Source organism: Natrarchaeobius oligotrophus, from assembly GCF_003841465.1.
Taxonomy (GTDB): domain Archaea; phylum Halobacteriota; class Halobacteria; order Halobacteriales; family Natrialbaceae; genus Natrarchaeobius; species Natrarchaeobius oligotrophus.
The window spans coordinates 132408-157849 of sequence record NZ_REFZ01000009.1 but is presented as its reverse complement, the minus strand read 5'-3'; the positions used below and the strand labels follow the sequence as shown (position 1 = coordinate 157849).

Sequence of the window (25442 nt, the reverse complement as noted above, 5' to 3'; positions counted from 1 at the left end):
CTGAACAGCATATTGATTGATTTATATATTTTCTCTGGATAGATTCGTCCAAATTACCACGGTGGGCGAACAGATTCGATCGTATCTACCACTTCGTTGTACGGTTCGCCATCGTCGTCCATCTGGACCTCCCGCATGTGGACGTCGTGAACCGGAACGTGAAGATCCGGATCCATTTCGAAGGGGCCACGTGGGCTATCGAGTTCCATTCCCTCCATTGCCTCGATTAGCTCCGGCGGGTTGACCCCACCCGTTTCCTCGACCGCAGTCTCCATCATCTGTGCACCGTCGTACGAGAGGACCGCATAGATGTTCGGATCGGTGTCGTAGGCGCTTTCGTAGCTCGATTTGAATTCGTCGTTCGTTTCGCTCTCGTAATCGAGGGTGTAGATCGAACTCGAATACTTTCCTTCGGCCGCTTCTCCCTGGGCCTCGAGGGTATCGGCAGACAACAAGAATGCCGCTCCCGCCTGTGTCATTTCCTCGTCGAGACCAAACTCGTGAAAGTCCCGGATGTAGTTGACCGCGTCTGCACCCGCAAAGAACGACCAGACGACCTCGGCATCGGTGTCCTCGATCGTCGAGAGGTACGGCGAATAATCGTCTTCGCCGAGGGGCATCGCAACGTCCCCGAGCACTTCACCACCGGCCTCTTCATATCCGTCCTGGAAATCCTCCGTGTATTCGATGCCCGCCGCATAATCTGCGTAAGAGAGGGCTGCTGTTTCACCGAGATTGTCGTAAACCCACTCTCCAGTTGCTGCAGCGAGTTGCCACGCCTGGTATCCCAAAAACATATTCCTCGTCTGGTACTCACCACGTGCGTAGGATAGATCGTTGTTTGCGGAGTTCGTGCTGAGCCAGACGACCTCGTCTTCGTACTGACCAACTATCGGTTCCATTGCGAACGCGACGGCACCGGATACCGGGCCGACGAGGAAATCGACGTCTTCGCTCTGGATGAACTCCTCTGCGATCGTAACGCCCGTCTCCGGATCACCCCCCGTATCGCGCTGGACGTATTCGACTTCGCGACCGTCTAGTTCCCCTCCGAGTTCCTCGTCGATCCGAAGTTGGAAACCGTTGATGTGACTTTCCCCGAGCAGCGAGTACGGTCCCGAGGTTGCGAACACGAATCCCACTTTGATCGTGTCGTCCTCATCGCCACCCAGACAGCCGGCGAGACCGAGAGTCGCTCCAGCGCCGGCCGCAGAGACAAAAGCTCGTCGAGAGGTGGTGTTGGGAGCACTAACTGTCGTTGATGGACGACTGCACTCGTCGGTTGGCATGATAGAGAAATACAAACGTCCCACTATGAAAGTTTCGGTGATTTCGAATCGAGTTGTGTCACCATCCAAACTAGAAGACTCGAGCAAAACAACGAGATTCTTTCCAGGTGCCGCGTCGAGCAAGCCGGTTTCCCTAGCCCAACGTATTTACCGTTCCTGACCGTCGTACCGGATATGCCGGAGATCGATCCCGTCACGGACGCGAGCGTCCGTTCGGATCTCGAAGACGTACTGGAAGAGTGCGAGGAACGCGGGACACCGGGGACGAAAGCGATCAAAATTCTCGCACACAGACCGGACGTCGCGCGGACGTTCGTCGATAACTGGAACGCATCGTTCTACGAGGGGACGATCGATCACACCCTGAAAGAACTCGTTCGAGCCCATCTGGCAAACTTGCACGGGTGTGAGTACTGCTCGTCGGTCGGTTCGAACGTCGCCCGCGAACAGGGTCTTACCGACGAAAAAGTACGCGCACTCGCGCAGTTCGAATCGTGTGATCTATTCACCGAAGAAGAACGCGTCGCGATCAGATTTGCAGAAGCGTTCTACAACAACCAGCACCAGTACGACGAGCTTCACGAGCATTTCGACGACGGAGAGATAATCGAGCTAGTGTGGTTCGTAAGTTTACAGGATGCGGGAGAAAAGTTCGTCACCAGTATGGATTTGCGGCCGGGTAGCTGCGAAATTCCGGACGATCATCCGCTGGCAGACGCCGAATAAGCCCGGTAACTCTCGGTCGAAACGGCGAGCGATCGTTCGTGTCGCGACTGCGGGAGCGCCGGACGTTGAAGCCGAAACCGAGGCGTCGAGGCGCGTTCGACGATACCCCGCTCGGTTACTGCTTCGAGGACATCGATCGGCGATGATCACAGTCCGGCCGATATCGAACTCGAGTCTCGTTCCCGTTCGCGACGTGTCCGAAAGGACAGCGGCGAGCAATCGCTCGAGCCACGAACTCCGTAACGGGATTCACCAGGCGTCGTGTAGCACTCGTTCGATGGCGTCGGTAGTCGGTTCGAGCCCCGGCGGCGCTCGTTCGTCCGGAACGTCGTCGCGGACGAACGCCGCAATCCGGCGAAAGTCCGAGCGAGAAACGGCGTCGATATCGCGCAGACGCGTCGGAAGGTCCAAAGAGTCGCGGAGGGCTCGAACGTCGTCGACGATCGCCGCCGCGACGTCGTCGTCGTTCATCGGCCCGACGTCGATGCCGAGGGCGTCTGCGGTCGCGCGTCGATTGCCGTCGGCGCGATCGAAAACGTATCGAAGGACGTGCGGCGTCACGACGGCGTGGATCAGGCCCTGCTGGATCGGGTAGTGATACGAGAACCCGTGCCCGAATGCGTGGATAACGGACGTCTGACGACGAAACTGGACGAGGATCGAGCCGACGACCGCCGATTCCATCGACCCGGCGTCGTCGACCGCCGTCGGAAACGCGCGACGAACCGTTCCGAGCCCGCGGCCCGCCAGGGTCCGCGTTATCGGATTCGAGCTCCGGGCGTAGAGCGTCTCGATTCCCTTGTTGAATCCGTTCATCGCGGAGCCCGCGAGCGTCCCTCTCGGCGTCGTCTCGTACAGCGCCGGATCGTAGACGACCGTCTGAGGACGACACGTCCCACACGTCCTTAGGGCGTGGCCCGTCGGGGAGTCTTCAGCGGAGAGTAATTCGATCGAGCCACCGCTCGAGAGGCCCGCACCGGCGAACGTCGTCGGAACGACGATCACGGGCGTGAGCGGGCTCGCGGGCACCGGTTCGAGCGTTCGGCCCTCGAGCGCCGCTGCTCTGAACGTCGAGAGATCCCGTTCGGCGGCGGCGAAGACGCTGAGCTGTCGGGCGATGTCGAGGCTGCTTCCACCACCGATACCCACGATTGCGTCGGGATCTTCGACTTCGAGTCGATCGACGGCGTTCTCGAGGGTCGCGACGGATTTGGCGGGCGTCGTCTCGTCGAAGACGGACACCTCGTAATCGGCGAGCGCGGAGTGAAGCGGCTCCATCACCGCGGCGTTCGAACCGACGTTCGATCCACAGACGACGAGGACCGAGTCCGACTCGAAGTCGTCCAGCGAGTCGCCGATCCGGTCGATCGAACCCCTGCCGTACAGAATGTCGGTGCCGTCGTAGTCGTACGTAAACGGCGAGAACGATTCCGTCATGTCCGTCACGTCGGGTAGCGTTCCGATTAGTGTTGTGATGGCAGGAGCGGGACGGACGACGGTGCTCCCGCGGAACGCTCCATCCGCCGAAGACGAATCACGACCGACCGTCCGAGGGTGACGAAGCCGAGAGACGGCCCTCGAGTCGGTCGGCGGCCCACAGCAGCGTCGACTCGTCGTGGCGGGTTGCGACCAGCATCAGCCCGACCGGCAACCCGCCCGCCGTTCCGCAGGGAATCGAAATCGCGGGGTGGCCGGTCATGTTGAACGGCGAGGTGTTCTCGACGGCGCTGTAGGCTCGCTGCACGATTTCGCCGGTCGAGAGCCCATCACGCCGTTCGAACGTCGTGATCGGCGTCGTCGGCAGCGCGAGGACGTCGACGTCCTCGAGCGCCTCGTCGTAAGCGCGTCGCAGCCGCCGTCGAAGGTTTTGTCCGCTGGCGTGGAGCAGCCCGTCGTGTCGGTCGGCGACGTATCTGGCTACGACGAGGGTGAGTTGCAGCGACTTCGAGAGCGAGGCAGCCTCGTTCTCGATGGCGGCCGAGAACGCCTGGGCGAACGACTCGTCGTAGGCGCCGTCGACGAAGTAGCCGACGCCGTTGTGCTGGAGCAGCGCCATGTTCGATTCGGCGATGACGGCCGCCCAGACGTGCATTCCGTCGCTGTGGATCGGCACCGACCGCTCGAGCGTTTCGATCGCCTGATCGTCGTCGGCGATCTCGAGCGCCTCGAGGACGGTGTCGTCGACCGCGGGCTCACCCCTCGGCCACCCGAAGCCCTCCTCGAGGACGCCGATCGTGAGTCGGCCCTCGCGATCGTCGAGCGCTCGCTCGAAGTCCGTCGTCGATCGGTCACCGACGGGAGTCTCGACGGACTGGCGCGGATCGACGGGTTCGCCGTCGACGACGTCGGGGCCCGCGATCGCCGACAGGGTCCGAGCACAGTCACGGACCGAGGAAGCGATCGGACCGACGTGATCGAACGTGTATCCCTGTCCGACGATGCCAGTGTACGGAACGAGTCCGTGCGTCGGTTTGAGCCCGACCGTTCCACAGAACGCCGCGGGGATTCGGATCGAGCCGGCCTGATCCGTCGCGACGGCGACGTCGACGTCGCCAGCCGCGACCGCGGCAGCGGAGCCACCGGACGATCCGCCCGCAAGATGGTCCGGCGCGTTCGGATTACCGATCGGACCGAAATCCGAAGTCTCGCCGCTGCTCGCGAACGCCATACTGTCCATGTTGAGCTTGCCGGTGATCGTCGCGCCGGCGGCGAGCAGACGGCGAACGACCGTCGCGTCCGACTCCGGAACGTACCCCTCGAGTCCGGCCCAGCCACACGTCATCGGAACCCCGGCGAGGGAGACGTTGTCCTTCAGTCCGATCTCGTATCCGGCGAGTCGGCCGTCGGTCGCGCCGTCGATTCGACAGCGAGCGAGCCACGCGTTGTGCGGATCCGCGTCGCCGTCGGGATGGCGCTCGAGCACCATTCTCCGGGTGCGCTCGAGTTCGGCGTCGTTCCCCGGCTCGAGGTCGATAACCCGTTCGTACGATTCGAAGAGGACGGGTGCGAGATCCGCAAACGCCTCGACGTCGTCGGTCGACAGGTCCAGCCCGAGTTCGGCGCTGATCGATCGTATCTCCGAATCCGTCGGTGGTGAAAGGTTCGGGGCCATCTCTGGAAAACGTCGGCAGTGAAGCGGCATAAATCCCGTCCCCGGTTCGATCGACGCGGGAGAGCGGGCCGTATCCCCGGTCAGGTCTCGTCGAACTTCCAGACGCCCGCCCGGACGAGTCCCTCGCGGACGTCCGGCTCGACCGTTTCCGCGACCGTCCGTGGCGATTTGTGCTGGAGTTCGTACGAGCCCGACGAGAGCGCGAGCACGGCCGATGCGATGGAGATCACCAGCGCCCGGACGTCCCGATCGTCGATTTTGTCGAGCGTATCGGCGTGGGTGTGACCCCATCCCCGATCGGCGCGTTCGGAGACCGACCCGAGAAGGACCGAGGGAATTCCGCGTTGGACGAACGCCCACTGGTCGCCGACGGCGCGGGTTCGCTCGTCGATGGAAACGGGAACCGAGAGCGATTCACCGACGTCTTCGAACAGGTCCGCGAGCGCGTCGAATCCGTTCGTCGTCGCCAGCAACGTTCGCGAGTCGCCTGCCAGATCGACGTTCAGGATGGCCTCGACGGAATCGGGATCGTTGGCCGAGAGCCAGTGGTAGGCTCCGTGGAGTCCGGTCTCCTCCGAGCCGAAACAGACGAATCGGACGCGGGTCCCGAGGGACGACTCGACGTGAGTCAGCAGTCGTGCGACCTCCGCGACGATCGCACAGCCCACGGCGTTGTCGATCGCCCCGTCGCTGATGTCGTGAGCGTCGACGTGAGCGGTGAGGAGAATCTCACCGTCGGTGTCGGGGCCGAGAACGCCCTCGACGTTTCGAGAGCGCGCCGGTTCGTTGCGACAGTCGACCGTCAGCGTCGCCTCCGGGCCACCGTCCGCGCAGTAACGTCGGAGGCGGGAACCGACCTCTTTCGAGACGCCGACGGCCGGGATCGGATCGGGCTTGTCGTGATAGCCGATCTCGCCGGTCGGCGGGAGGCAACCGTCGATGTGATTTCGAAAGACGAATCCCGCCGCACCGGCCTCCGCCGCGCAGGCGTACTTCTCCATCCGGTGGACCCAGCGACCGTAGGAGTCGGGCGTCTGGCTCGAGGCGACGACGATTCGGTCGGAGACGTCTGTGCGTTCGAACTCCTCGGGTAGCCCGTCTCCGACGTCGACGATCGGAGCAGCCACGGTTCCGGACGGTGAGCCAGGAAGTGCGAGTATCTCGTGTCGAGCGTCGAACGAGCGAGCGCCGTCGACGGAAAGCGACGACGAGCCGCGCCACCAGCCCGGAATGTCGAACGGGTCGACGGAGACTCCTCGAAGTCCGACGTCCGTGAAGACGCGTTCCATCACCTCTGCCCCCCGTTTCTCACCCTCGTGTCCCGGCATTCGATTGCCGATCTCCACCAGATCGACGAGCGTCTCCCATGCGTTCGTGCTGGTGTACGCCTTCCCCACCACGGAGTGTGGTAACTGCGTCATCTTCGTTCACCTTTCGGTCCACGCTATTGAAAGTTGTGACCGTCTAGCACGGCAACGAAACGCAGCTAGGGCTCTCGAACGGAGATTCGTCGAACGTCGACGGCCCAACGCGTTTCGACGGCCCGAAAGGGTCACTCGGCGCGAGTCGGCTCGGTCTCGGTCGCGGCGTCTTCTTCGTAGAGCAGACAGTTCGTGCGTCGGCCAGCACCGACGTCGAACGTCGGCGGATCGCGCTCTCGACACTCGGGCATCGCCTCGGGGCAACGCGGATGGAACCGACATCCGCTCGGGACGTCCGTCGGATCCGGCACTTCGCCGTCGACGTCGACCGGGGTTCGATCGACGTCCGGATCGATGATCGGAACGGACGAGACGAGCGCCTTCGTGTAGGGATGTTTCGGATTCGCGATCAGTTCGTCGGCGGGGCCGACCTCGACGAGCGTTCCGAGGTACATGATCCCGATCCGATCGCAGATGTGCTTGAGCAACGAGAGGTCGTGGCTGATGTACATCGCCGTCAAGCCGAACTCCGACTGGAGTCGCTGGAACACGTCGAGAACGCTCGCGCGAAGACTGACGTCGAGCATGCTCGCCGGCTCGTCGGCGAGCAGGAACGACGGTTTGAGAACGAGCGCACGCGCGATTCCCACGCGCTGGCGCTGACCGCCGCTCAGCTCGGAGGGATACTCGTTCACGTACTCGCCAGGCGGGCGTAATCCGGCCTCCTCGAGCGTCTCGTAGACTCGGTTTCGTCGCTCCTCCTTGGTTCCGATGCCGTGGATTTTGAGCGGTTCGACGACCCAGTCGTAGACCTTGAACCGAGGATTGACGGATTTATACGGGTCCTGATGGATGATCTGAGCCTCGCGTCGAAACGACTTGAGCTCCGAGCCCGAAATGTTCGTGACGTCCCTGCCGTCGAACGAGATCGTTCCGGAGGTGGGATCGAGGAGTCGGATCGCCGTCTTTCCGAGGGTCGTCTTTCCGCAGCCGCTCTCGCCCGCGAGTCCGAACGCCTCGCCCTCGCGAACGTCGACGGTGACGCCATCGACCGCGCGAACGACGGACGCTCCTTGGTTGCCGAGCAGTCGATCGACCAGACCGGTGTTCGTCGGAAAGTGAGTCTCGACGTCCTCCAGACGAAGTTTCGGGTCAGTCATCGGCTTCGATCACCTCTTCCTGTTCTCGCCACGTTTCGCTTTTCGACGCCTCGGGCCTGATCCGTTCGTGTTCGTCCGCGCGATGACACTCGATCGTATTGCCGTCGCCGTAGGGCTCCGATTGGGGCGTCTCGGACCAGCACCGCTCCTCCGCAAACGGACAGCGGGGAGCGAATCGACAGCCCTCATCGGGTTCGAGCAGCGGTGGAGGTGTTCCGGGAATCGAAACGAGGTCCTGATCGTCGGTCATGATGCTCGGAAACGCGTTCCTGAGACCGAGCGTGTACGGGTGTCGGGGATTTTTGATGATGGTCTCCGTATCCGCGAACTCGACGATTCGTCCACCGTAGACGACGGCGATTTTGTCACAGGTCTCCGAGACGACCGACATGTCGTGGGTGATGAAGATCATCGCGGTGTCGAGTTCGTCCTGGAGTTCCTGAATCCGGTGGAGGATCCGATCCTGGATCATGACGTCGAGCGCCGTCGTCGGCTCGTCCGCGATGAGCAACGACGGATCGAGCGCGAGCGCGAGCGCGATCATCGCCCGTTGTGCCATTCCGCCCGAGAACTGGTGTGGGTAGTCGTGAACCCGGTCTTCGTCGATTCCGAGCGTCTGGAACAGCGACTTGGCTCGCTCCATCGCCTCGTCGTTCGGCGTGTCGGTGTGGGCCGTGATCACCTCGACGATCTGATCGCCGACGGTGTATACCGGATCGAAACCGTTCATCGCATTCTGTGGGATGACGGCGATCTCGTTCCAGCGGATTTGTTTCCGAAGTTGTCGGTCCGAGTACTCGGTGATGTCGTCACCGTCGTATCGCACCTCGCCGTCGACGATCTCTCCGTTGTCGGGCAACAGCCGGACGATCGATTTGGCGATCGTCGTCTTCCCGCTTCCGCTCTCGCCGATGATACCGAGCGACTCGTTCGCTTCGAGAGAGAGGTTTACGCCATCGACGGCGTGAACCCGTCCCTCGGACGTTTCGAACTGCGTCTGAAGGTCGGTGATTTCGAGCAGTGTCATTCTCTGTGTCGTAGTTCCGGGTTCGTGATCTGTTCGAGCGTTCGGCCGACGAAGAAGACGGACATCGCGAGCAAGACGATCGACATTCCCGGCGGAATGACCCACCAGTACGCGAATCGAATCGCATCGACGTTGTACGCGTCGTAGATCATCTGGCCCCACGAGTGGAGTTCGGGGTCGCCGAACCCGAGAAACGCGATGCTCGCCTCCGCAATGATCGCCCAGGCGATCGCCAGCGCTGCATAGAGGAAAACGAGCGGAAGAACGTTGGGAAGGATGTGGCGATACATCACCCGAAGATCGCCTGCTCCCGCCGCGTACGCCGATTCGACGTACGGACGTTCCTTGTGCGAGAGGACCTGTGATCTGACGACCCGTGCGGTCGACCGCCACTGTATCAACGCGATAGCGATGATGATGTTCATGATGTCCGCGCCGAGAATCACGACGAGAACGATAACGAACGGAAGGAACGGAAGCGCGTACGCGATGTCCGTGATCCGCATCAGGACATCGTCGACGTATCCCCCCTTGTAGCCGCTTATCAGGCCGACGTTCGTGCCGATGAAGACGGACATCGTGGCGGCCGAAACGCCGACGAGCAGCGACACTCGCGTACCGACGATCACCTGCGAGAAGACGTCACGGCCGAGTTGTGTCGTTCCGAACAGGTGATCCGTAGAGGGACCGTCCAGACGCAAGATATCACCCTGATCGTCACGATTCATCTCACCTGGATCATAGGGGGCGAGAAACGGAGCGAACGCGCCGATGAAGATGAAGCCGAGGAGGAGAAGCAATCCGATCTGTCCGAGGCGATCGTTCCCGAACAGCGCCGTGAACGTCGACCAACCCCGTCGAACCTGGTCGGCAAGGCTATTCGTCGTCGACGCTGGTTCGTGCTGTCGGTTACTCATAGGTCACCCTCGGATCGAGATAGACGTAGAGCAGATCCGCGACGAAATTCATCAGGATGACGACGCTCCCCATCAGGAAGAACGCCGCCATCGCGAGCTGATAGTCGTTGTTGTTGACCGCATCCACCATCGCTCGCCCCATTCCCGGCCAGTTGAACACGGTCTCGATGACGACCGAGCCGCCGATCGCCATTCCGACCGCGATCGCCGCGATCGTCACGAGCGGAAGGATCGAATTTCGAACGGCGTGTTTGTAGAGGACGTTCCACGGATGGAGACCCTCCGCTTTCTTGATCTCGATGAAGTCGGCGTTGAGCACGTCGAGCATCGAGTTTCGCATCAACAACGCGGGTGTCCCGAGGAAGTAGATCGCCCCCGTAAGCGCCGGCAACACGGCGTGATAGACGAAATCCCACGACAGATATCGTCCAACGCCGGTGGCGAGTTCGCTCCCGATCGATCGCATACCCCCGACCGGAAAGAGACCGAGCCAGAAGACGAACACGCCGAGCAACACGATCCCGGTCCAGAACTCGGGCGACGAGCGGGCGAGGAGGGTGAGCACGATACCACCCTTCTCGAAGGCAGTTCCACGATACCAGGCGAGCAACGCGCCACCTAAAATTCCGATCGCGTACGCGAGGATCAACGAAGCCGCCATCAGGATGATCGTGTTCCAGAACTTCACCACGATGATGTTCCAGACCGATTCGTTGTAGATCATCGATTGGCCCAGATCCGCTCGAGCGAGTTGTCTGAGATACTCGACGTACTGGACGTACAACGGTTGGTCGAGTCCGAGTTCTGCGATCCGCTCTTCGCGAGCCTCCGCACCCAGATCCTGTACGTGCATCGAAACGGGGTCGCCGGGAACGACGCGAAACAGGACGAACAGAATCGTCAGAAACGCCCAGTACGTGACGATTACCTGTCCGATTCGACGAATTACGTACGACTGGAAGCTCATTATCGGGCCCCCTCCGGTGGTGAGATCCGGGATTCGACGGGGAGACCGTCCGTCGAAACCGTCGAGCACGTGGACGCGAGACGGGCCGGTAACTCTGCCGAGAGTGGCACAAACTCCGTTCGTTCGTAGTGAGTCCGTAGCTCCATCGATGTTCGCTTACTCCGGGTACTGAATCTGCCCGTCTCCGTTCCACGTGTAACCGGCCTCCTCGAGTTCGGCCCGGGCGGCGTCGAGGTCGTACTCGAGCCGTTCGACGTCGGGATTGTGCCAGAACTCGTTGACCTCCGCGATCACCGAGTCGGCGACCGTGCCACGGCCGTCCAACAGCGCATCGACGATGTCCGCCTTCGGGATGGCCCGAGCGAGCGCACGACGTACTGCGACGTCGTCGAAGGGTTCGCGCTCCATCTGATAATTGACGTGGTGGAAGCCGTGATCGTCGACCTCCGCGAACGAAATGAACTCCTCGTCCTCGAGCCGGTCGATCGTGTTCGGTTCCGGCGTCTGGCCGATCATGTCGATCTGTTCTTCCTCGAGGAATCCGACCAGCGAGGACATATCCGAGCCCGGAACCTTGATGAGTCGTTCGACGTTCGGCGGTTCGAAGTGATCGTCGAACGCGGTCATCACCATCTCCTCTTCGAGTTCCCAGTAATCCAGCTGGAACGGGCCGCTGCCGATGTGATCCGGTTCGTCCCAGTCGACCGGTTCCTCGTCGATCTCGTCGGGAACGTCCTCCCAGACGTGCATCGGAATCAGGTTGACCTGCGTCAGCGTGTTCGAAACGAACGGGGCGAACGGCTCCTCGAGGTGGAATACGAGTTCTCGATCGTCGACGATTTCGATCTCGTCGATGATGTCCGTCCAGTCGGACCCGATCGGCGAGTGCTCGTTGGCAAACTCGAAAGAAAACTGCACGTCCTCGACCGTGACGTCCTCGCCGTCGTGCCAGGTCATTCCTTCCCGGATCGTAACGGCAACTTCGCCGTCTTCGTCGAGAATGTCGATTTCTTCGGCCGCCCACGGCGCCGGGAGCCCGTCCTGATCGATTCGCGCGAGTCGATCGTAGATGAGCCGGATCGCCGTTCGGTCGTGAGCACCGACGTAGTCGAGCGGGTTCAGGCTGCCAACTTCCTCCGGATAACCGAACCGGAGATCTTCGACGCCGTCGGCCGGCTCGACGCCGATCATGTTCCAGAAGCTCAACAACGATTCCCCGATCAACACCTCGGGATCCGAGAAGCGCTCGTTGTTGTACGGCATGATCTGCGTTCGGTTCGCGACCGGCGTCCGGGGCTGTTCCTCCGCGAGGACCTTCTGGCACTCGTAAACGACCTCCTGACGTTCGTCGTCGTCGAAAATCCGGGCCTGTTCCTCCGCGAGGTCGTCGTAGTCGGGATTGTCGTAGTTGACCTCGTTTCGACCGCCTTCGACCGAGTTCGAGGAGTGAAACAGATCGTACAGGAAGGTGTGGGGATCGATCCGTTCGGGCGATCCGTCCCAGGTGATGACGGACGTGTCGTACTCCTGGGCGATCAGCGCCTCCTCGACGACCGCGTTCCAGTCCATCGAGTTGACCTCGACGGCGAACCCGAGCTCCTCCCAGCTATCCGCGACCATCTGTGCGTACTCGTACCGGAACGGATCGAACGACGGATTGTTGACCGTTATCTCGAGTTCGATCCCATTCCCGCCGTTCTCGCCGCCTGCACATCCAGCGAGTCCCACCATTGCACCACCAGCTGCCAGCGTCGCTGCTTTTGTGAAGTCTCTACGGTTCAGATTGCTGTCACCGGGCTGCATAGTCCCACCTCAAGCTCATTGGTGATAAAGGTACTGCTCACTGGTAACGATCACCACGTACCGAGAACCACGGGTGTGAAAGGCAGACAAATCTATCCCAAAGATCGATGACAGGAAACAGTAAACGATTGGCGCACGCAAACGGTCCGCGCTGACTCGCGGCCGAACGACGTGCGGACCCGCCGAAAGGGACCATCGAAAGGTATAATGGGACCAGGAATAAGTTCGCACGTATGCTGCTGGAGATAGCTTCGCTTACGAAGACGTTCGGCGGGATCACCGCCGTCGACGATCTGTCCCTGGAGATCGATCGGGACTCAGTCCACGCGGTGATCGGACCCAACGGCGCGGGGAAAACGACGCTTTTCAAGCTCATCGCGGGGACGCACACTCCCGACACGGGAACGATCTCGTTCGACGGGACGGATCTCGTCGGACTGGATCCCCACGAACGAGTTCACTGCGGACTCGCGAAATCGTACCAGATAACCAACATCTTTCCGGAGCTCACCGTGTTGCAAAACGTGAAGATCGCGCGACAGCGCCAGGAGGGCCACCAGTGGAACTTCTGGTCGAAGACCGACGACCTTCCGGAGCTGACCGAGACCGCACTCGAGGTGCTCGCGGAGGTCGGACTCGAGGAGCAACCGGAGACGGTGGCGAAAAATCTCTCCCACGGCGAGAAACGTCAGCTCGAACTGGCCATCGCGATCGCCTGCGATCCGGAACTGCTGTTGCTCGACGAACCGGCCGCCGGTATGTCCCAGGCGGAGGTCGGGGAGCTCAGAACGCTCCTCGAGCGGCTCGCGGAGGAGTATACGATACTGTTCATCGATCACAATATGGATCTGGTGACCGAAACCGCAGACAGGATCACGGTGATGGCGGACGGCGCGGTCGTCTCGGAGGGAACGCCGTCGGAGATTCAGACGGACAGTCAGGTTCAGCAGGTTTACCTGGGGGGTGCCTGAATGGCGCTTTTATCCGTCGAGGACATCGACACGTTCTACGGCGAATCCCACATTCTCCACGACGTCTCGCTCGAGGTAGAACGGGGAGAAATCGCCGTACTGGTCGGTCGGAACGGCGTCGGAAAGACCACGACGCTGCGAAGCATTCTCGGCCACACGCCGCCCGAACGGGGGACGATCACGTACGACGGTTCGGACATCACCGGTGCGGAGCCGTCGGACGTCGCCCAGCGCGGGATCGGTTGGGTCCCGGAGGAGCGGCGGATCCTGCCGTCGCTTACCGTCGAGGAGAATCTCCAGCTCTCGCTTCGAGGCGGGAACGAGTCCATCGAAACGGCCTACGAGCTGTTCCCGCGACTGGAGGAGCGATCCCAGAATCAGGGCAGAAATCTGAGCGGGGGCGAACAGCAGATGCTCGCGATCGCTCGCGGCGTGCTCGGGGAGTTCGATCTCCTGTTGATCGACGAGCCCACGGAGGGATTAGCTCCGATGATCGTCGAACAGGTCGTCGACGCACTGACGGAGATATTCACCGAAACGACGGTTCTGCTCGTCGAGCAGAATCTGAACGTCGTCCGGGAGCTGGGCGATCGATTCTACGTGATGGACAAGGGACAGATCGTCGCCGAAACCGCCGAACTGGACCCGGATTCCGAACTCGTTCGGGAGTACCTCGGCGTTTCGGTCTCCGAATCCAGCGCGTGAAATCGAGAGATTTGGGTCAACGAGCGGAGCAATTCCGGTAGTATTATTATTCTCTCGCGTCCTGTGTGAGTCAGAATGACACAGCAAGTGCTACTCGCGGTGGGAGTGGGTACGATGTTACTCGGCATCACGGTGCTGAGCTTACTGACCAAAAAGTGGATCGGGAGTTCCGGGGACTACATTCTGGCGGGTCGCGAGGTGTCCGCGTCGCTGCTGGCCTGTGGCGTCCTCGCGTTCGGATTCGCGACCGACATCTCGGTCCTGTTCGCGATCTTCGCGATCGTCTACGGGTTCTTCCCGGCGATGTCGATGGGAATCGTCTACGTCGCGTGGATCGTCTACGGGCTGATCCTCGTCAAGATGGTCAGAAACGTGGGCACGTCGACCATCACCGAGTGGTACGAGATGCGCTTCGATTACCCGACTCGAGCGGCGATCTCGATCTCACAGCTGTTCGGCGTGATCTTCATCATCTCGGCGGGAAGCCTTGGAGCGGCGGCGATCCTCAACGGGTACGCCGGATGGCCGATCGTGCCGACGGTCATCCTCTTGCTGGCCGTCGTCGGACTGGTCGTCCTGTTCGGCGGCCTCTGGGGAGTGACGATCAGCAACATCGTCCTCACGGTGTACGGGCTCGTCATCTTCCCGGCGGTGCTGGTCTACCTCATGGTGTTCGTCGGCGGGTTCGACTGGCTCGTCGCGAACGTGCCGGCGGACGCTCACGGATTCTCGTTCCCTGGAGGCTGGGACTTCTCCTCGCTGGGAGAGACGAGTTACATCACCTGGGGCGTGATGTGGTTCGTCGCGCTCGTGTACGGCACCACGTACTACTGGACGCGTGCGGGGTCCGCACGAAGCGATAAAGTCGCACGGGACGGATACGTCATCGCAGGTATACTCGGTCTCTTGCTGATGACCATCGTCATGCCGCTCCTTGCGATGTACGCGTTCGCGCTCGCGCCGGAGGCGTACGTCGTCGCGGGCGGTGAGGTTCCGCCCGAAGGAGCCTACGGTGTTCTCGCGACGAGCATTCCGCTCGCACTCGGCGTGTTGATCCCGATCGGATTCGTCGCGGCGTCGATCTCGACGTACACGACCGACGTCATCGCGTCCGCCGCGCTCGTCCTGCGCGACTTCTACCAGCGATTCGTCGCCCCCGAGGCGGACCCCGAGGAACTCCTCATGCCGTCTCGAGTCATCTCGGTGCTCGTCATCGTCGTGGCGTTCATCTTCACGCTGATCCTCGACGTCCAGGGGCTCGTCGAGCTGTTCCTGACGATGCTCGGCATCTCGAGCGTCATCATCCTCATCGACATGCACTGGAAGGTGATGACGTCCCGTTCGGCGTTCCTCGCGGCGGTGGCCGGAATTCTTGGGGTTCTCGGCTGGACCTTCAGCGGACTCGCGGCGTCGACCGGTATCCACCAGGTGTGGATCGCGCTGGGGCTGACCGTCGGCATCGGCGTCCTGGGCGGACTCGTCACCTCGAACAAGTACTACGCCGAAGACGGCTGGGAGGTCGTTCCCTCGAGCGAGGCGGTCGAACGCGCAGACGACGTCGAACTCGCCGACGAGCAACTCGAAATCCTCGAATCGATCGCGACCGGCGGAACGCGCTTTGCCGACTTCCTCGATACGCTCCGACTGCCGAGCAACGAGGTCAACGACTTCGTCGAAGAACTGGACCGGGCCCGGTACATCCACCGAAAGGGGATGCGATCGCACGACTTCTACGACTTCGAACTGACCGAGAGAGGGAAACGAGCGCTCGTCGACGCCCAGGTCGTCGACACGGACGAAGCGTTCACCGAGTTCCAGGTGAACGAGGAGATGGAGTCGGTCATTCGGATCGTGAACGACGAGCCGGGAATCATCGTCGACGACATCTCCAACCGGATGAGCAAACCCAACTCGGACGTCGTCCCGATCATCCAGCGACTCCTCCAGCTCGAGTACATCGACGGCTCCGGCTGGATCCGACAGAAACACCAGCTTACCGCGGCGGGTGAGGCGGCGCTCGAGGAGCTTGAGAGCGGATCACGATCCGCAGAGCAGCAGGTGGAAGGGGCAAACGAATAGCGAAGATCGGTCACGGGAGCGACTCCGCCGTATCAACCGGCGGTCGGCTTTTTTGCGTGGCTCGCGGACGTCGCTTCAGAACCGCCAGAAGCGGATAGGCCAGCGCCATCGCACACGGAGAGGGAACGTCACGTGTGGTGGACAAGCAGTCTGTGTCCGACGCGGGTGGCGAACTCGCCGACGGCCGCGACGGAACGCGGCTATTGGACAGGCGGCGGAACGAGGGATGACAGCACCGTACCTCGAGTAGATCGAAGACAGTGCAAAGATCGACGGCGGTTGACGAAACGGAGCCGACGCGAGGTCGAGCGAACCGTCGTCGGACAGACGGAACCCCCACACGCCAGACCCGACCAGTGAGACGGAGTATCGGACGTCACTGCCGGTGGGACCGCGACCCGTCCCCGGTCTCACCGGAAATCGGCACGATAGAACGTATGAAACGCGTTCGTCACGGACGAGGAGGGGATGTTTGCGTGTCTGAGAAGCAGTCAGAGGGGGGCACGAGCGCGATCAACGTTCGCTTCGATCGGATCGGTTCGCAGCGATAGCGTTCTCTGGAGCGTTCGGGTGCGGCCGGCCGACGCGGAGTGAAGTCTCGGTCGACGGGCGACGGGAAGAGCACGAACGCTACTCTAGCAGTTGCGGACGAAACCGAACCACCACCGAGCGGCTCGCTCGAGCCGAAAACGGCGAAAAACGACTCGAGGTAACGACGACGGACTAGTCGTCGGTGACCAGTCCGACGATCCCCCGGGGCAAGAAGATGATCACGAGCAACAGCGCGAGCCCGACGAACATGTACCAGAGGCCGGTGATCGGCTCGAGCAGGACCTCGATGAGGATGAAGAAGGCAGCACCGAGCGCCGGTCCGACGAGCGTACCTGCACCGCCGATCAGCGTCATGATCAGAACCTCGCCGGACATGATCCAGTCGAGGTTGCTCGGGGACGCAAAGAGCACGAACTGTGCGTAGAGCGATCCAGCGAGCGCCGACACGACGCCCGAAATCGTGAACACCAGGAGCTTGTAGTGGAAGACGTTGTACCCCACCATCCGAACCCGCTGTTCGTTCTCGCGAATTCCCTGGAACACCTGGCCGACCGGCGAATCGAGCAGCCGCCGGAAACACAGGTACGTCGCGACGAGCGCGACGACGGTGATGACGTAGAAGACGTACGGGTCGTTGATGTCGATCGGCAGTATCGTCGACGGCCGACCGGGAACCGGATAGCCCGAGGAGCCGCCGATGTACTGTAACCGGATCGCCACCAGGTAGATGAACTGGCCGATCGCGAGCGTCACGATCGCGAAGTAGACGCCTTTCGTCCGGAACGCGATCGCACCCGCGACGAGACTCAACGCGATCGCCGCGACGGCGACGATGAGGAGCACCCCGAGCAGTGGAACCGAACCCAGCTCGCCGAGCGTCACTGCCGTAACGTAGGCGCCGCCGCCGAAGAACATCGCGTGTCCGAACGACAGGACGCCGGTGTATCCGAACAGCAGATCGTACGCCATACAGAAGATGCCGAGGATGACGATCCGCGTGAGGAGCGTCAGATGAAACGGCTGGATGACCGCACCCAGGATGATCAGCGCGAGACCGACTGTTCCAGGTATCCCGAGCGGGCTCACCGACCGATACCGATCGACCAGCGTGGATCCGCGTTCCAGCAGCTCGGTCCGAGCAGCGGCGACGGTGTTCGGAATCACTGGAACACCCCCTTGGTTCCGAACAGCCCGCGTGGCCGGTAGACGAGGACGAGGATCATCAGTGCGTACGGAACGACCTCGGCCCAGGCACCGACGAACATCTGTCCGAACCCGAAGAGCACGCCGATGAGTAACCCGGCGAGAATCGGACCCTTGAAACTACCCATTCCGCCGAGGATGACGACGATGAACGCGAGTAGAATCATCTGAGTACCCATTCCGGGGAAGACCCCGAACAGCGGTGCGATGAGGACGCCAGCGATCGCGGCGTACGCTGCACCGAGTCCGAACAGGAGGGTGTACGCACGCGAGACGCGGTATCCCATCGATTCGACCATCTCCTTGTCGAAGATCGCTCCGCGGATCACGAGCCCGTACTGCGTTCGAACAAGAAAGAGCCACATGAGAATCGTCAGTGCGGTTCCGGCGACGATCAGGAACGATCGATACGTCGAGAACGCCATTCCGCCGACGAGGTACGTTCCCGAGAGCAACTCCGGAACTGGGAACGGGTGGCTCGTGGATCCCCAGACGTATCTGATGACTTCCACCATGACGATCGCGAGACCGAACGTCGCTGGGATCTGGATGAGGGGATCGCGACCGTAGAGCGGACGAATCGTCGTCGCTTCGATGGCGCCGCCGACGGCAGCGACCGCCAACACGGACGCGAGCATCGCGACGATGAAGTTCCCGGTGAGGCCGAAGGCGAAAAAGCCCATGTAGGCGCCCAGCGCGTAGAACTCGCCGTGAGCGAAGTTTGCGACGCCCATCAGCCCGAAGACGAGCGAGAGCCCGATCGACATCAGAACGAGGATCATCCCGTACGAGACCCCGTTGAAGAGCGCCCTGATGCTGTTTACGACGATATCGTCCATATTATAGCTCGCAGCCATACGATCCGCAATCGTCGAGCACCTCGTCGTGGCTCACCTCGTCGACGATGTCCCACTCGGGAATGCCGTCGGCGAAGCCGGACGAGCGTGCGTACACCATCGGACTCGCGCCGAGATTGTCACAGCCGCGCATCGAGTACTCGCCGGTGAGCGACGTCGTCTCGTAGTCCTTGAAGCCCTCGACGATGGTATCGGCGTCGAACGAATCCTGCTCGTCGATGCTCTGGAGCATCGCGTCCATGTGGTAGTACGCCCAGCCGGCGACGCCGCTCGGTTTGACGTCCATCTCGTCCTCGAAAGACTCGACGAACGCCTGGTTCTCCGGCGTGTCGATGCTGTGGGTGTAATCGGTCGTGAAGTACATGGGGGCGTCTTCGAAGAAGCTCTCGTCGACGCCCATCATGAGTTGCTCGAACATCAAGTGAGCGTAGATCGGGTACGTGAAGTCCTCCTCGTTCGCCTGATTCATGAACGACAGCGCGTCGCCGCCGGACTGTCCCATCTGGACCCAGTCGGGGTCCGCCGAGAGGATCTGGGAGATGTGCGACGAAAAGTCCTCCTGGTCGAGGGACGCTTCCGTGCTATCGACGACTTCGCCGCCTGCATCCTCGATCGCTTCCCGCCAGTCGTCGCGAACGGATCGACCGAACGAATCGTCGGGATTCAGCTGGAAGACCTCGCCCCCGAGTTCTTCGACGGCGAACGGGGCACCGAGTCTCGCGACCGGCGTCGTGAGGCGGTTGCCCTGGAAGAAGTAATCGTTACAGACGTCGTCGTACGCCTGCACGCCGGTGGTCGTACACGTCTGCAGCGGGACCTCGTTCTCGTTGGTCACTCCGGCGAGCGCCGGCGTTTCGGGCGTGCTCACGATGTGTCCCATCGCGTGGACGTCCTCCTGTTGAACCAGCTCCTGAGCACCCTGAATCGCTTCTTCGGGTTCTCCGCGGGTGTCGACCGTCGATAGCTCGATCTGCTGTCCCTGGACGCCGCCGTCGTCGTTCCAGTCCTCGACCAGCAGTTCGACCGCCGCAATGATCTCCTCGCCGTACACCGCGTACGGTCCAGCCTGAAAGGTCGCGTATCCGAGACGGAACGCTTCCCCGCCGTCGTCGTCCGTGTCCCCGGCACAGCCGGCGAGAGTCGTTCCGATCGCTGCACCTGCTGCTCCGAGGGCTGACCGCCTGCTAATCTTCCGAACCATGCCGAAACGGTTCGACTAGGGAAGTATAAGCGTTTGGTTCTCCGGCAACGAAAAGGGAGTTCAGGACGCCGAACGCTCAGTCGAGCGTCGAGATGACGAGGAACGCGACGATCGCGACGACGACGCCGACGCCGCCGGCGATCGGATCCTCCGGAACGGCCAGAAGCGGCGTGGACGGATGTGAGATTCCCGCGGCGAGCATTCCGAGCAACATTGCACCGGCAGCCGCGTAATCCGAACTCTTGTCGAAGATTATCGACATCATCAGGGGGGTGACGAACGCGCCGGCGAAGAGCGCGAACGCGACGATAACGATCTCGAGGATCAGCCCCGGCGGCTCGAAGGCGAACGCGACCGCGACGATCCCGATGAGAACGGTCACGATGCGGAGGTAGAGCGTCATCCGCCTGTCGGTCTGGTGCTCTTCGGGGAGGTAGTCCCCACCGATGTCGTGGACCCACGCAGAGGACGCGTTGACGAGCATGGCGTCAGCGGACGACATCGCTGCAGCCAGAACGGAGGCGAATATCAGCCCGACGAGGATCTCGCTCCCGACGATGGTCTCGGTCAGTACCAGAAACGCCGTGTCGGGATTGTCGTCGACCATCTCCAGTTCCATGCCGATGAATCCCGCAGCCGGGATCGCCATCACGAAATAGAAGATACCGGCGGCGAGCATTCCCACCGCGGCCGTCTTCCGGGCCGTCACGACGTCGCGCAGGGCGAAGTATCGGAAGAGCACGTCCGGGCGGGCCGTCGTCTCGAGGAAGATGATCAGACCGAACGACATTCCGAACAGCAGTCCGCCGCCGGCGTTCGTCCAGTAGATTTCGCTGCCGGAGTTGACCGTGCTGACGAACGAACCCCACGCGGCCACGCTCCCGCCGACCTCGCTGAGGCTGAGCGCGGCGACGATGATGATGCTGACCATCACCATGCAGTACTGGATGAAACTCGTCACGGTGATCGAGTACATGCCACCGAGGAACGTGTAGACGATCATCGCGGCTGCAATGAGGATGACCGCCTGTCCGTGGCTGACGTCCAGGAGGAACGTCGCGATGAACGCACCGCCGGTCAGCTGGGCAACCAGGTAGACGGTGTAGATGATCCCGATGATCAGCGCGCTCATCTTCTTCGAGGCGTCGCCGAATCGAATGTCGAAGTACTCGGGAAGCGTCTCAGCGTCGACTTCCCGTAGTCTCGGGCCCAGCCAGAACATCGCGATGAGAAACGCCAGAACGGTCCCGATCGACGCCAGGATCGCATACGAAATACCGACGAGGACGGCGAAGCCGGTGAGAGCCAGTACCGACGACGCCGTCGTATAGGTGACGGCGATCGCGCCGCCGCCGAGAATGGCACCGATGCTCCTGTCGGCCACCAGGAACCCGGTTCGGTCGCTGGCCCGACTGCTGTAGAAGACGCCGATGCCGACCATCACCAGGAGGTAGAGCGCAACGATGATGAACTCGGTTGAAAGTAAACTCATGCCTTCTCACCGTTGGCTTCGAACGTGTATACGTACGCGACGCAGGCGGCTGGGATGATGATCAGCGAGATCCATCCCAGAAAGAGTGCGAGTTCCACGCCGGCGATTCGCATCGCGAAGATCCCGCCCGTATAATGCCCGATCGCCGGGAGAAAAAACAGGATCACGCACGCGATGGGGAGTATCGCTCGCAGTCGTCGTTCCGTCGAACTTTGCTCCGTCGTCGTCGATTGCATCGTTCCCATGGGTAATCACCTCGATGTCTCGGTATGGCACCACCCTGTGGATTGTGCTACCATACAACGGGAAAAGATATCAACAGCGATCAAATAAACATTTCTATTTGATATCCTAGAGGTGCGGTCGGCTCGGTTAAAGCGGATAGTCCCGATCTTCCCGCTGGACCGAGATCCACTTGGGTTCGGTGTACTCGTCCATGACCCAGCGGTCGTTGAATCGACCGAGGCCGGACGCCTTCGTCCCACCGAAGGGCATGTGGGGCTCGTCGTTCGTCGGCTGATCGTTGATGTGGACCATTCCCGCGTCGATCCGATCGGCGATGTCGCGTGCGTGACCCAGGTCGCGCGAGTGAACGGACGCGGCGAGTCCGTACTCGGTATCGTTCGCCAGTTCGACCGCTTCGTCGTCGGTTTCGAACGGGATGACCGGCGCGATCGGGCCGAAGTGCTCGTTACACGCCGCGGACATCTCGTTGGTGACGCCCGAGAGGACCGTCGGTTCGATGTACGGCCACTCGGCAGTTCCGCCGGTCTCGACGGTGGCACCCTCCGCTATCGTTCGCTCGAGGAACTCGCCGACGGTCGCGTGTTGCTCCTCGTAACTGATGGGACCGATTACGACGTCGGGATCGCGCGGATCGCCGATCGGCAGTTCGGCCGCCCGGCTCGCGAGTTGGTCGACGTAGTCGTCGTACAGCGACTCGTGGACGAGGTGGCGGTTGATCGAGATGCAGCCCTGGCCCTGATTGATGAAGGTTCCGAGCATCGCGGCGTCGACCGCGAGGTCGAGGTCGGCCTGCTCCGTAACCACGTGCGGGCAGTTACCGCCCAGTTCGAGCTGTGGCAGGTGGAGCTGCTCGGCGGCGTTTTTCGCGACCCGTCGACCGACCGCCGTCGAGCCGGTAAAGGAGACGACCGAGGGCGTCGGATGCGACGAGAAGTGATCGCCGATCTCCGAGCCGCGGCCGGTGACGACGTTGAACAGTCCCGGCGGAACGCCCGCCTCCTCGAGCAGCGCGGCGATCGCGAGCCCGCCGACGACCGGCGTGTGTTCGTCGGGTTTCAGGACGACGGCGTTTCCGAGCGCGATCGCCGGAATGACGGCTCGGAGCGCGAGATTCAGCGGATAGTTCCAGGGAGTGATGATCCCGACGACGCCGACCGGCTCTCGGACGACGAGATTCTCCCGTCCCGGGATGACCGAGTCGTGCTGATCACCGCTCGCCTTGAACGGCAATCCGCTGCTGACCTGAATCATTCCCTGGGTGACTTCGACCTCGACTTCGCCTTTGAGTTGTACCCCGCCGGCTTCGATGGCGATCAAGTGGGTGAGATCCTCCGCGTACTCGCCCATCAGGTGGCTGATCTTCCCGAGAACCTCGGCTCGCTCCTGGGGGAGCGTGTCGGCCCACTCGGCCTGCGCTGATGCGGCCGCCTCGTACGCGGCGTCGACGTCGTCGGTGGTCGCAGCGGGAACCCTCGCGATCGTCTCACCGGTGGCAGGATTTTCGACCTCGATCAGGTCCCGATCGCCGGCCGGCACCCACTCGCCGTCGATGTAGCAATGTTCCCAACCCGATTCCGGCGTCAGCTCCGTCTCCGAAGCGTGGTCACTTCGATCGATCTCGACGAGATCCATACCATCCGATTGTCGTCATTCTATTTGTATTCTTGGGAGGGCGACACGCGTTTACTGATAGCAGTTGCCGCGGTTCACGGTGTGTATGACGATCTATTACGTGCATTTCTTTTACGCGCATACTCCCGTAAGTAAGGTCCGTGCCAACGAAAACCACGTGATCGACCAGCAGATAAGCGGATCGATCGAGACCGGCGACCACGAGCTCAACAGCACGACGCGGGTCTGTACCGCACGGGCATGCCCATTAAGGGTGATCCTCGATCGGACGCGACGGCATCCGCAGATCGACGAGCGCCGGTCGGCCCGCCGCGACGGCCTCGAGCGCCCGCTCGAGCGTCGGCCGGACGTCGTCGGGTTCCGTCACCGTCTCGCCGAACGCTCCCCAGGCTTCGGCCTGGAGCGCGTAGTCCGGCGTCGGCGTAATCGGCGTACCGTGCGTTTCGGTGACGTTCATTCTGTCCGGGTAATCCTTGGCGAACGCCGCGCTCATCACCTGGTAACCCTCGTTGTTGAAGATGACGACGAGGATGGGGAGGTCGTGTTCCTGTATCGCGCCAAACGCCGCCTGGACGGGGTTGTAGTTGAACGAGCCGTCGCCCGTCAGCAGCGTCACAGTTCGGTCCGGTTCGGCCAGTTTGGAACCGAGCGCCAGACCGAGTCCGGAGCCGAGTCCGCCGGCGTTCTCTCGTTCCGGCGAGAGGTACCGCCGGTCGTCGCCGTCGTCGATTAGGTTTGATACGCACGAGCCGTGATCGATCGTCTCGTTGACGACGATCGCGTCGTCGGGTACGAGTTCGTCGACGGTCGACGCCGCGCGGAAGGGATCGATCGCGTCGGTATCGCTGCCCGCATCGACCCTGTCGGCCCATCGGTCCCGCCACTCGTCGTGACGGCTCCGCCAGTGTCCGTCGCCGTCCGCAGTTCCGTCCGAGAGCTGATCGAGCAACAGCGGAAGCGTCGCTGCGGAATCGCCGGTCGCGACGACGTCCGCGGGATACCCCCAGTTTGCGCGTCGTTGCTGGACGGGATCCGTACCGAGAAAGACGACGTCGGCGTCGGGCGCGGACCCGCGCGGCGGATACCACGGAATCGGAGAATCGACGACGAAGACGGCGTCGGCGTCTTCGAGCACCTGGTCGCCGCGGTGACGAACGCCGTAGGCGCTGTTGCCGAGGTAGAGCGGATGATCCATGGGGAAGCTGTGGCGGAGTTTCGGCGTTTCGAAGACGCCCATCTCGAGGCGTTCCGCCATCGAAACGAGTGCCTCGACCGCTGATCGGTCGCTTCCGAGTCCCCCGGCGATCGCGACCGGGCGCTCGGCCGACTCGAGGATCTCGGCGATCTCGGACAGCGTCCCCGGTGACGGAACGGTCGGCGCCGCGGGTTCGTCGGCGGAGATGCGGAGTTCTCCGACGTCCTCGAACGGGACTTCCTTCGGGAGCGTCAGCATGGTTGGTCCACCGGGCGACGAGCGCGCGAGACGAACGGCGCGGGCGACGTAGTCAGCAATACTTTCGGACGTCTCAACCGAACTCATCCACTTGAGATACCGCTGGAAGTTGTTCTCGTGTCCGCCCGGTTGATGGAAATCGAGGTCGTACGGACCGCCTGCAGTCTCGCCTTCGTGCTCTCGAACGTACGACGAGAGAATCACCATCGGCGTCTCGCTCGCGTACGCACCCCAGATACCGAGTGCAGCGTTGAGCGGGCCGACCGTCACGTGGAGTTTGACGACCTGCGGATCCCCGGTCATCATCGCGTATCCGCGCGCCATGTCGACCGCCAATTTTTCGTGGCGACACTGGACGTATCCGGGCGTTCGCCCCTCGTCTTCGAACTGCTCGAGGTGATTCCAGAACGGGACGTCGTCCGAGCCCGGCGAACCGAACACGTAGTCGATCCCGTTGAGGTTGAGCGCCTCGAGGATGCCTTCGGCGGCCGTCTCGACTGAAACAGTTGTCTCTGTCATGAGTGCGCTGTCGAAGACAATTGTCACGACACCTATTTAATAGTAGTCGTCGGGGATCTCTCGAGACGAGAGAAGCGGATGACCGAAATTGCTTTCACCCGGTTCACCAA

The 25442-nt window shown here is 61.9% G+C and carries 20 protein-coding genes; 4 read left to right on the top strand and 16 right to left on the bottom strand.

Features of this window, described 5'->3' with window-relative positions; translation table 11 throughout:
• Window positions 1-53 precede the first annotated feature (53 nt).
• Entirely contained in the window at window positions 54-1289 is a 1236-nt protein-coding gene (locus tag EA472_RS14330; RefSeq protein ID WP_124192203.1) for an ABC transporter substrate-binding protein, read from the bottom strand.
• A gap of 174 nt (window positions 1290-1463) precedes the next feature.
• Between EA472_RS14330 and EA472_RS14325 the strand changes: the two genes are divergently transcribed.
• Window positions 1464-2015 carry a carboxymuconolactone decarboxylase family protein gene (locus EA472_RS14325; RefSeq protein ID WP_124192202.1) on the top strand — a complete coding sequence of 184 codons (552 nt, stop codon included), beginning with the start codon at window positions 1464-1466 and terminating at the stop codon, window positions 2013-2015.
• A gap of 249 nt (window positions 2016-2264) precedes the next feature.
• On the opposite strand, the gene EA472_RS14320 is transcribed toward EA472_RS14325, so the two are convergent.
• The 8 genes from EA472_RS14320 to EA472_RS14285 form a co-directional block, all read right to left on the bottom strand.
• On the bottom strand, window positions 2265-3452 hold the full coding sequence (locus tag EA472_RS14320; RefSeq protein WP_124192201.1) for an iron-containing alcohol dehydrogenase family protein: 1188 nt from the start codon (window positions 3450-3452) through the stop codon (window positions 2265-2267).
• A 97-nt stretch (window positions 3453-3549) separates the two neighbouring features.
• Window positions 3550-5127, bottom strand: a complete 1578-nt coding sequence (locus EA472_RS14315) for an amidase family protein (protein ID WP_124192200.1) — start codon at window positions 5125-5127, stop codon at window positions 3550-3552.
• An 80-nt stretch (window positions 5128-5207) separates the two neighbouring features.
• Window positions 5208-6548 carry a M28 family peptidase gene (locus tag EA472_RS14310; RefSeq protein WP_124192199.1) on the bottom strand — a complete coding sequence of 447 codons (1341 nt, stop codon included), beginning with the start codon at window positions 6546-6548 and terminating at the stop codon, window positions 5208-5210.
• Window positions 6549-6679: 131 nt separating this feature from the next.
• Window positions 6680-7708, bottom strand: a complete 1029-nt coding sequence (locus EA472_RS14305) for an ABC transporter ATP-binding protein (protein ID WP_124192198.1) — start codon at window positions 7706-7708, stop codon at window positions 6680-6682.
• Window positions 7701-8735 carry an ABC transporter ATP-binding protein gene (locus EA472_RS14300; protein WP_124192197.1) on the bottom strand — a complete coding sequence of 345 codons (1035 nt, stop codon included), beginning with the start codon at window positions 8733-8735 and terminating at the stop codon, window positions 7701-7703. Before EA472_RS14300 ends, EA472_RS14305 begins: the two co-directional genes overlap by 8 nt.
• Complete coding sequence (locus EA472_RS14295; protein WP_124192196.1) at window positions 8732-9652, bottom strand: ABC transporter permease; 921 nt, start codon at window positions 9650-9652, stop codon at window positions 8732-8734. The genes EA472_RS14300 and EA472_RS14295 overlap by 4 nt, the downstream gene beginning before the upstream one ends.
• Window positions 9645-10619 (bottom strand): ABC transporter permease, encoded by a 975-nt coding sequence (locus EA472_RS14290; RefSeq protein WP_124192195.1) that lies wholly within the window; start codon window positions 10617-10619, stop codon window positions 9645-9647. The genes EA472_RS14295 and EA472_RS14290 overlap by 8 nt, the downstream gene beginning before the upstream one ends.
• 156 nt (window positions 10620-10775) lie before the next feature.
• Complete coding sequence (locus EA472_RS14285; RefSeq protein ID WP_165874900.1) at window positions 10776-12350, bottom strand: ABC transporter substrate-binding protein; 1575 nt, start codon at window positions 12348-12350, stop codon at window positions 10776-10778.
• 305 nt (window positions 12351-12655) lie between these two features.
• Between EA472_RS14285 and EA472_RS14280 the strand changes: the two genes are divergently transcribed.
• From EA472_RS14280 to EA472_RS14270, 3 genes are all read left to right on the top strand, one after another.
• Window positions 12656-13393 carry an ABC transporter ATP-binding protein gene (locus tag EA472_RS14280; protein WP_124192220.1) on the top strand — a complete coding sequence of 246 codons (738 nt, stop codon included), beginning with the start codon at window positions 12656-12658 and terminating at the stop codon, window positions 13391-13393.
• Complete coding sequence (locus tag EA472_RS14275) at window positions 13394-14098, top strand: ABC transporter ATP-binding protein (RefSeq protein ID WP_124192193.1); 705 nt, start codon at window positions 13394-13396, stop codon at window positions 14096-14098.
• A gap of 75 nt (window positions 14099-14173) precedes the next feature.
• A complete protein-coding gene (locus tag EA472_RS14270; protein ID WP_124192192.1) occupies window positions 14174-16177 on the top strand; it encodes a sodium:solute symporter family transporter in 2004 nt (667 codons plus the stop codon).
• Window positions 16178-16900: 723 nt separating this feature from the next.
• On the opposite strand, the gene EA472_RS14265 is transcribed toward EA472_RS14270, so the two are convergent.
• From EA472_RS14265 to EA472_RS14235, 7 genes are all read right to left on the bottom strand, one after another.
• Window positions 16901-17893: a branched-chain amino acid ABC transporter permease gene (locus tag EA472_RS14265; RefSeq protein ID WP_124192191.1), complete on the bottom strand. Its 993-nt coding sequence runs from the start codon at window positions 17891-17893 to the stop codon at window positions 16901-16903.
• Window positions 17890-18771, bottom strand: coding sequence for a branched-chain amino acid ABC transporter permease (locus tag EA472_RS14260; RefSeq protein WP_165874899.1), 882 nt, complete (start codon window positions 18769-18771; stop codon window positions 17890-17892). The genes EA472_RS14265 and EA472_RS14260 overlap by 4 nt, the downstream gene beginning before the upstream one ends.
• 1 nt (window position 18772) lies before the next feature.
• Window positions 18773-19990, bottom strand: a complete 1218-nt coding sequence (locus EA472_RS14255; protein WP_124192189.1) for an ABC transporter substrate-binding protein — start codon at window positions 19988-19990, stop codon at window positions 18773-18775.
• Between the two features lie 76 nt (window positions 19991-20066).
• Complete coding sequence (locus EA472_RS14250) at window positions 20067-21482, bottom strand: sodium:solute symporter family protein (protein ID WP_124192188.1); 1416 nt, start codon at window positions 21480-21482, stop codon at window positions 20067-20069.
• Window positions 21479-21727: a hypothetical protein gene (locus EA472_RS14245; RefSeq protein ID WP_124192187.1), complete on the bottom strand. Its 249-nt coding sequence runs from the start codon at window positions 21725-21727 to the stop codon at window positions 21479-21481. Before EA472_RS14245 ends, EA472_RS14250 begins: the two co-directional genes overlap by 4 nt.
• Before the next feature lie 127 nt (window positions 21728-21854).
• Entirely contained in the window at window positions 21855-23360 is a 1506-nt protein-coding gene (locus tag EA472_RS14240; RefSeq protein WP_124192186.1) for an aldehyde dehydrogenase family protein, read from the bottom strand.
• Window positions 23361-23607: 247 nt separating this feature from the next.
• Window positions 23608-25332, bottom strand: coding sequence for a thiamine pyrophosphate-dependent enzyme (locus EA472_RS14235; RefSeq protein WP_124192185.1), 1725 nt, complete (start codon window positions 25330-25332; stop codon window positions 23608-23610).
• Window positions 25333-25442 lie beyond the last annotated feature (110 nt).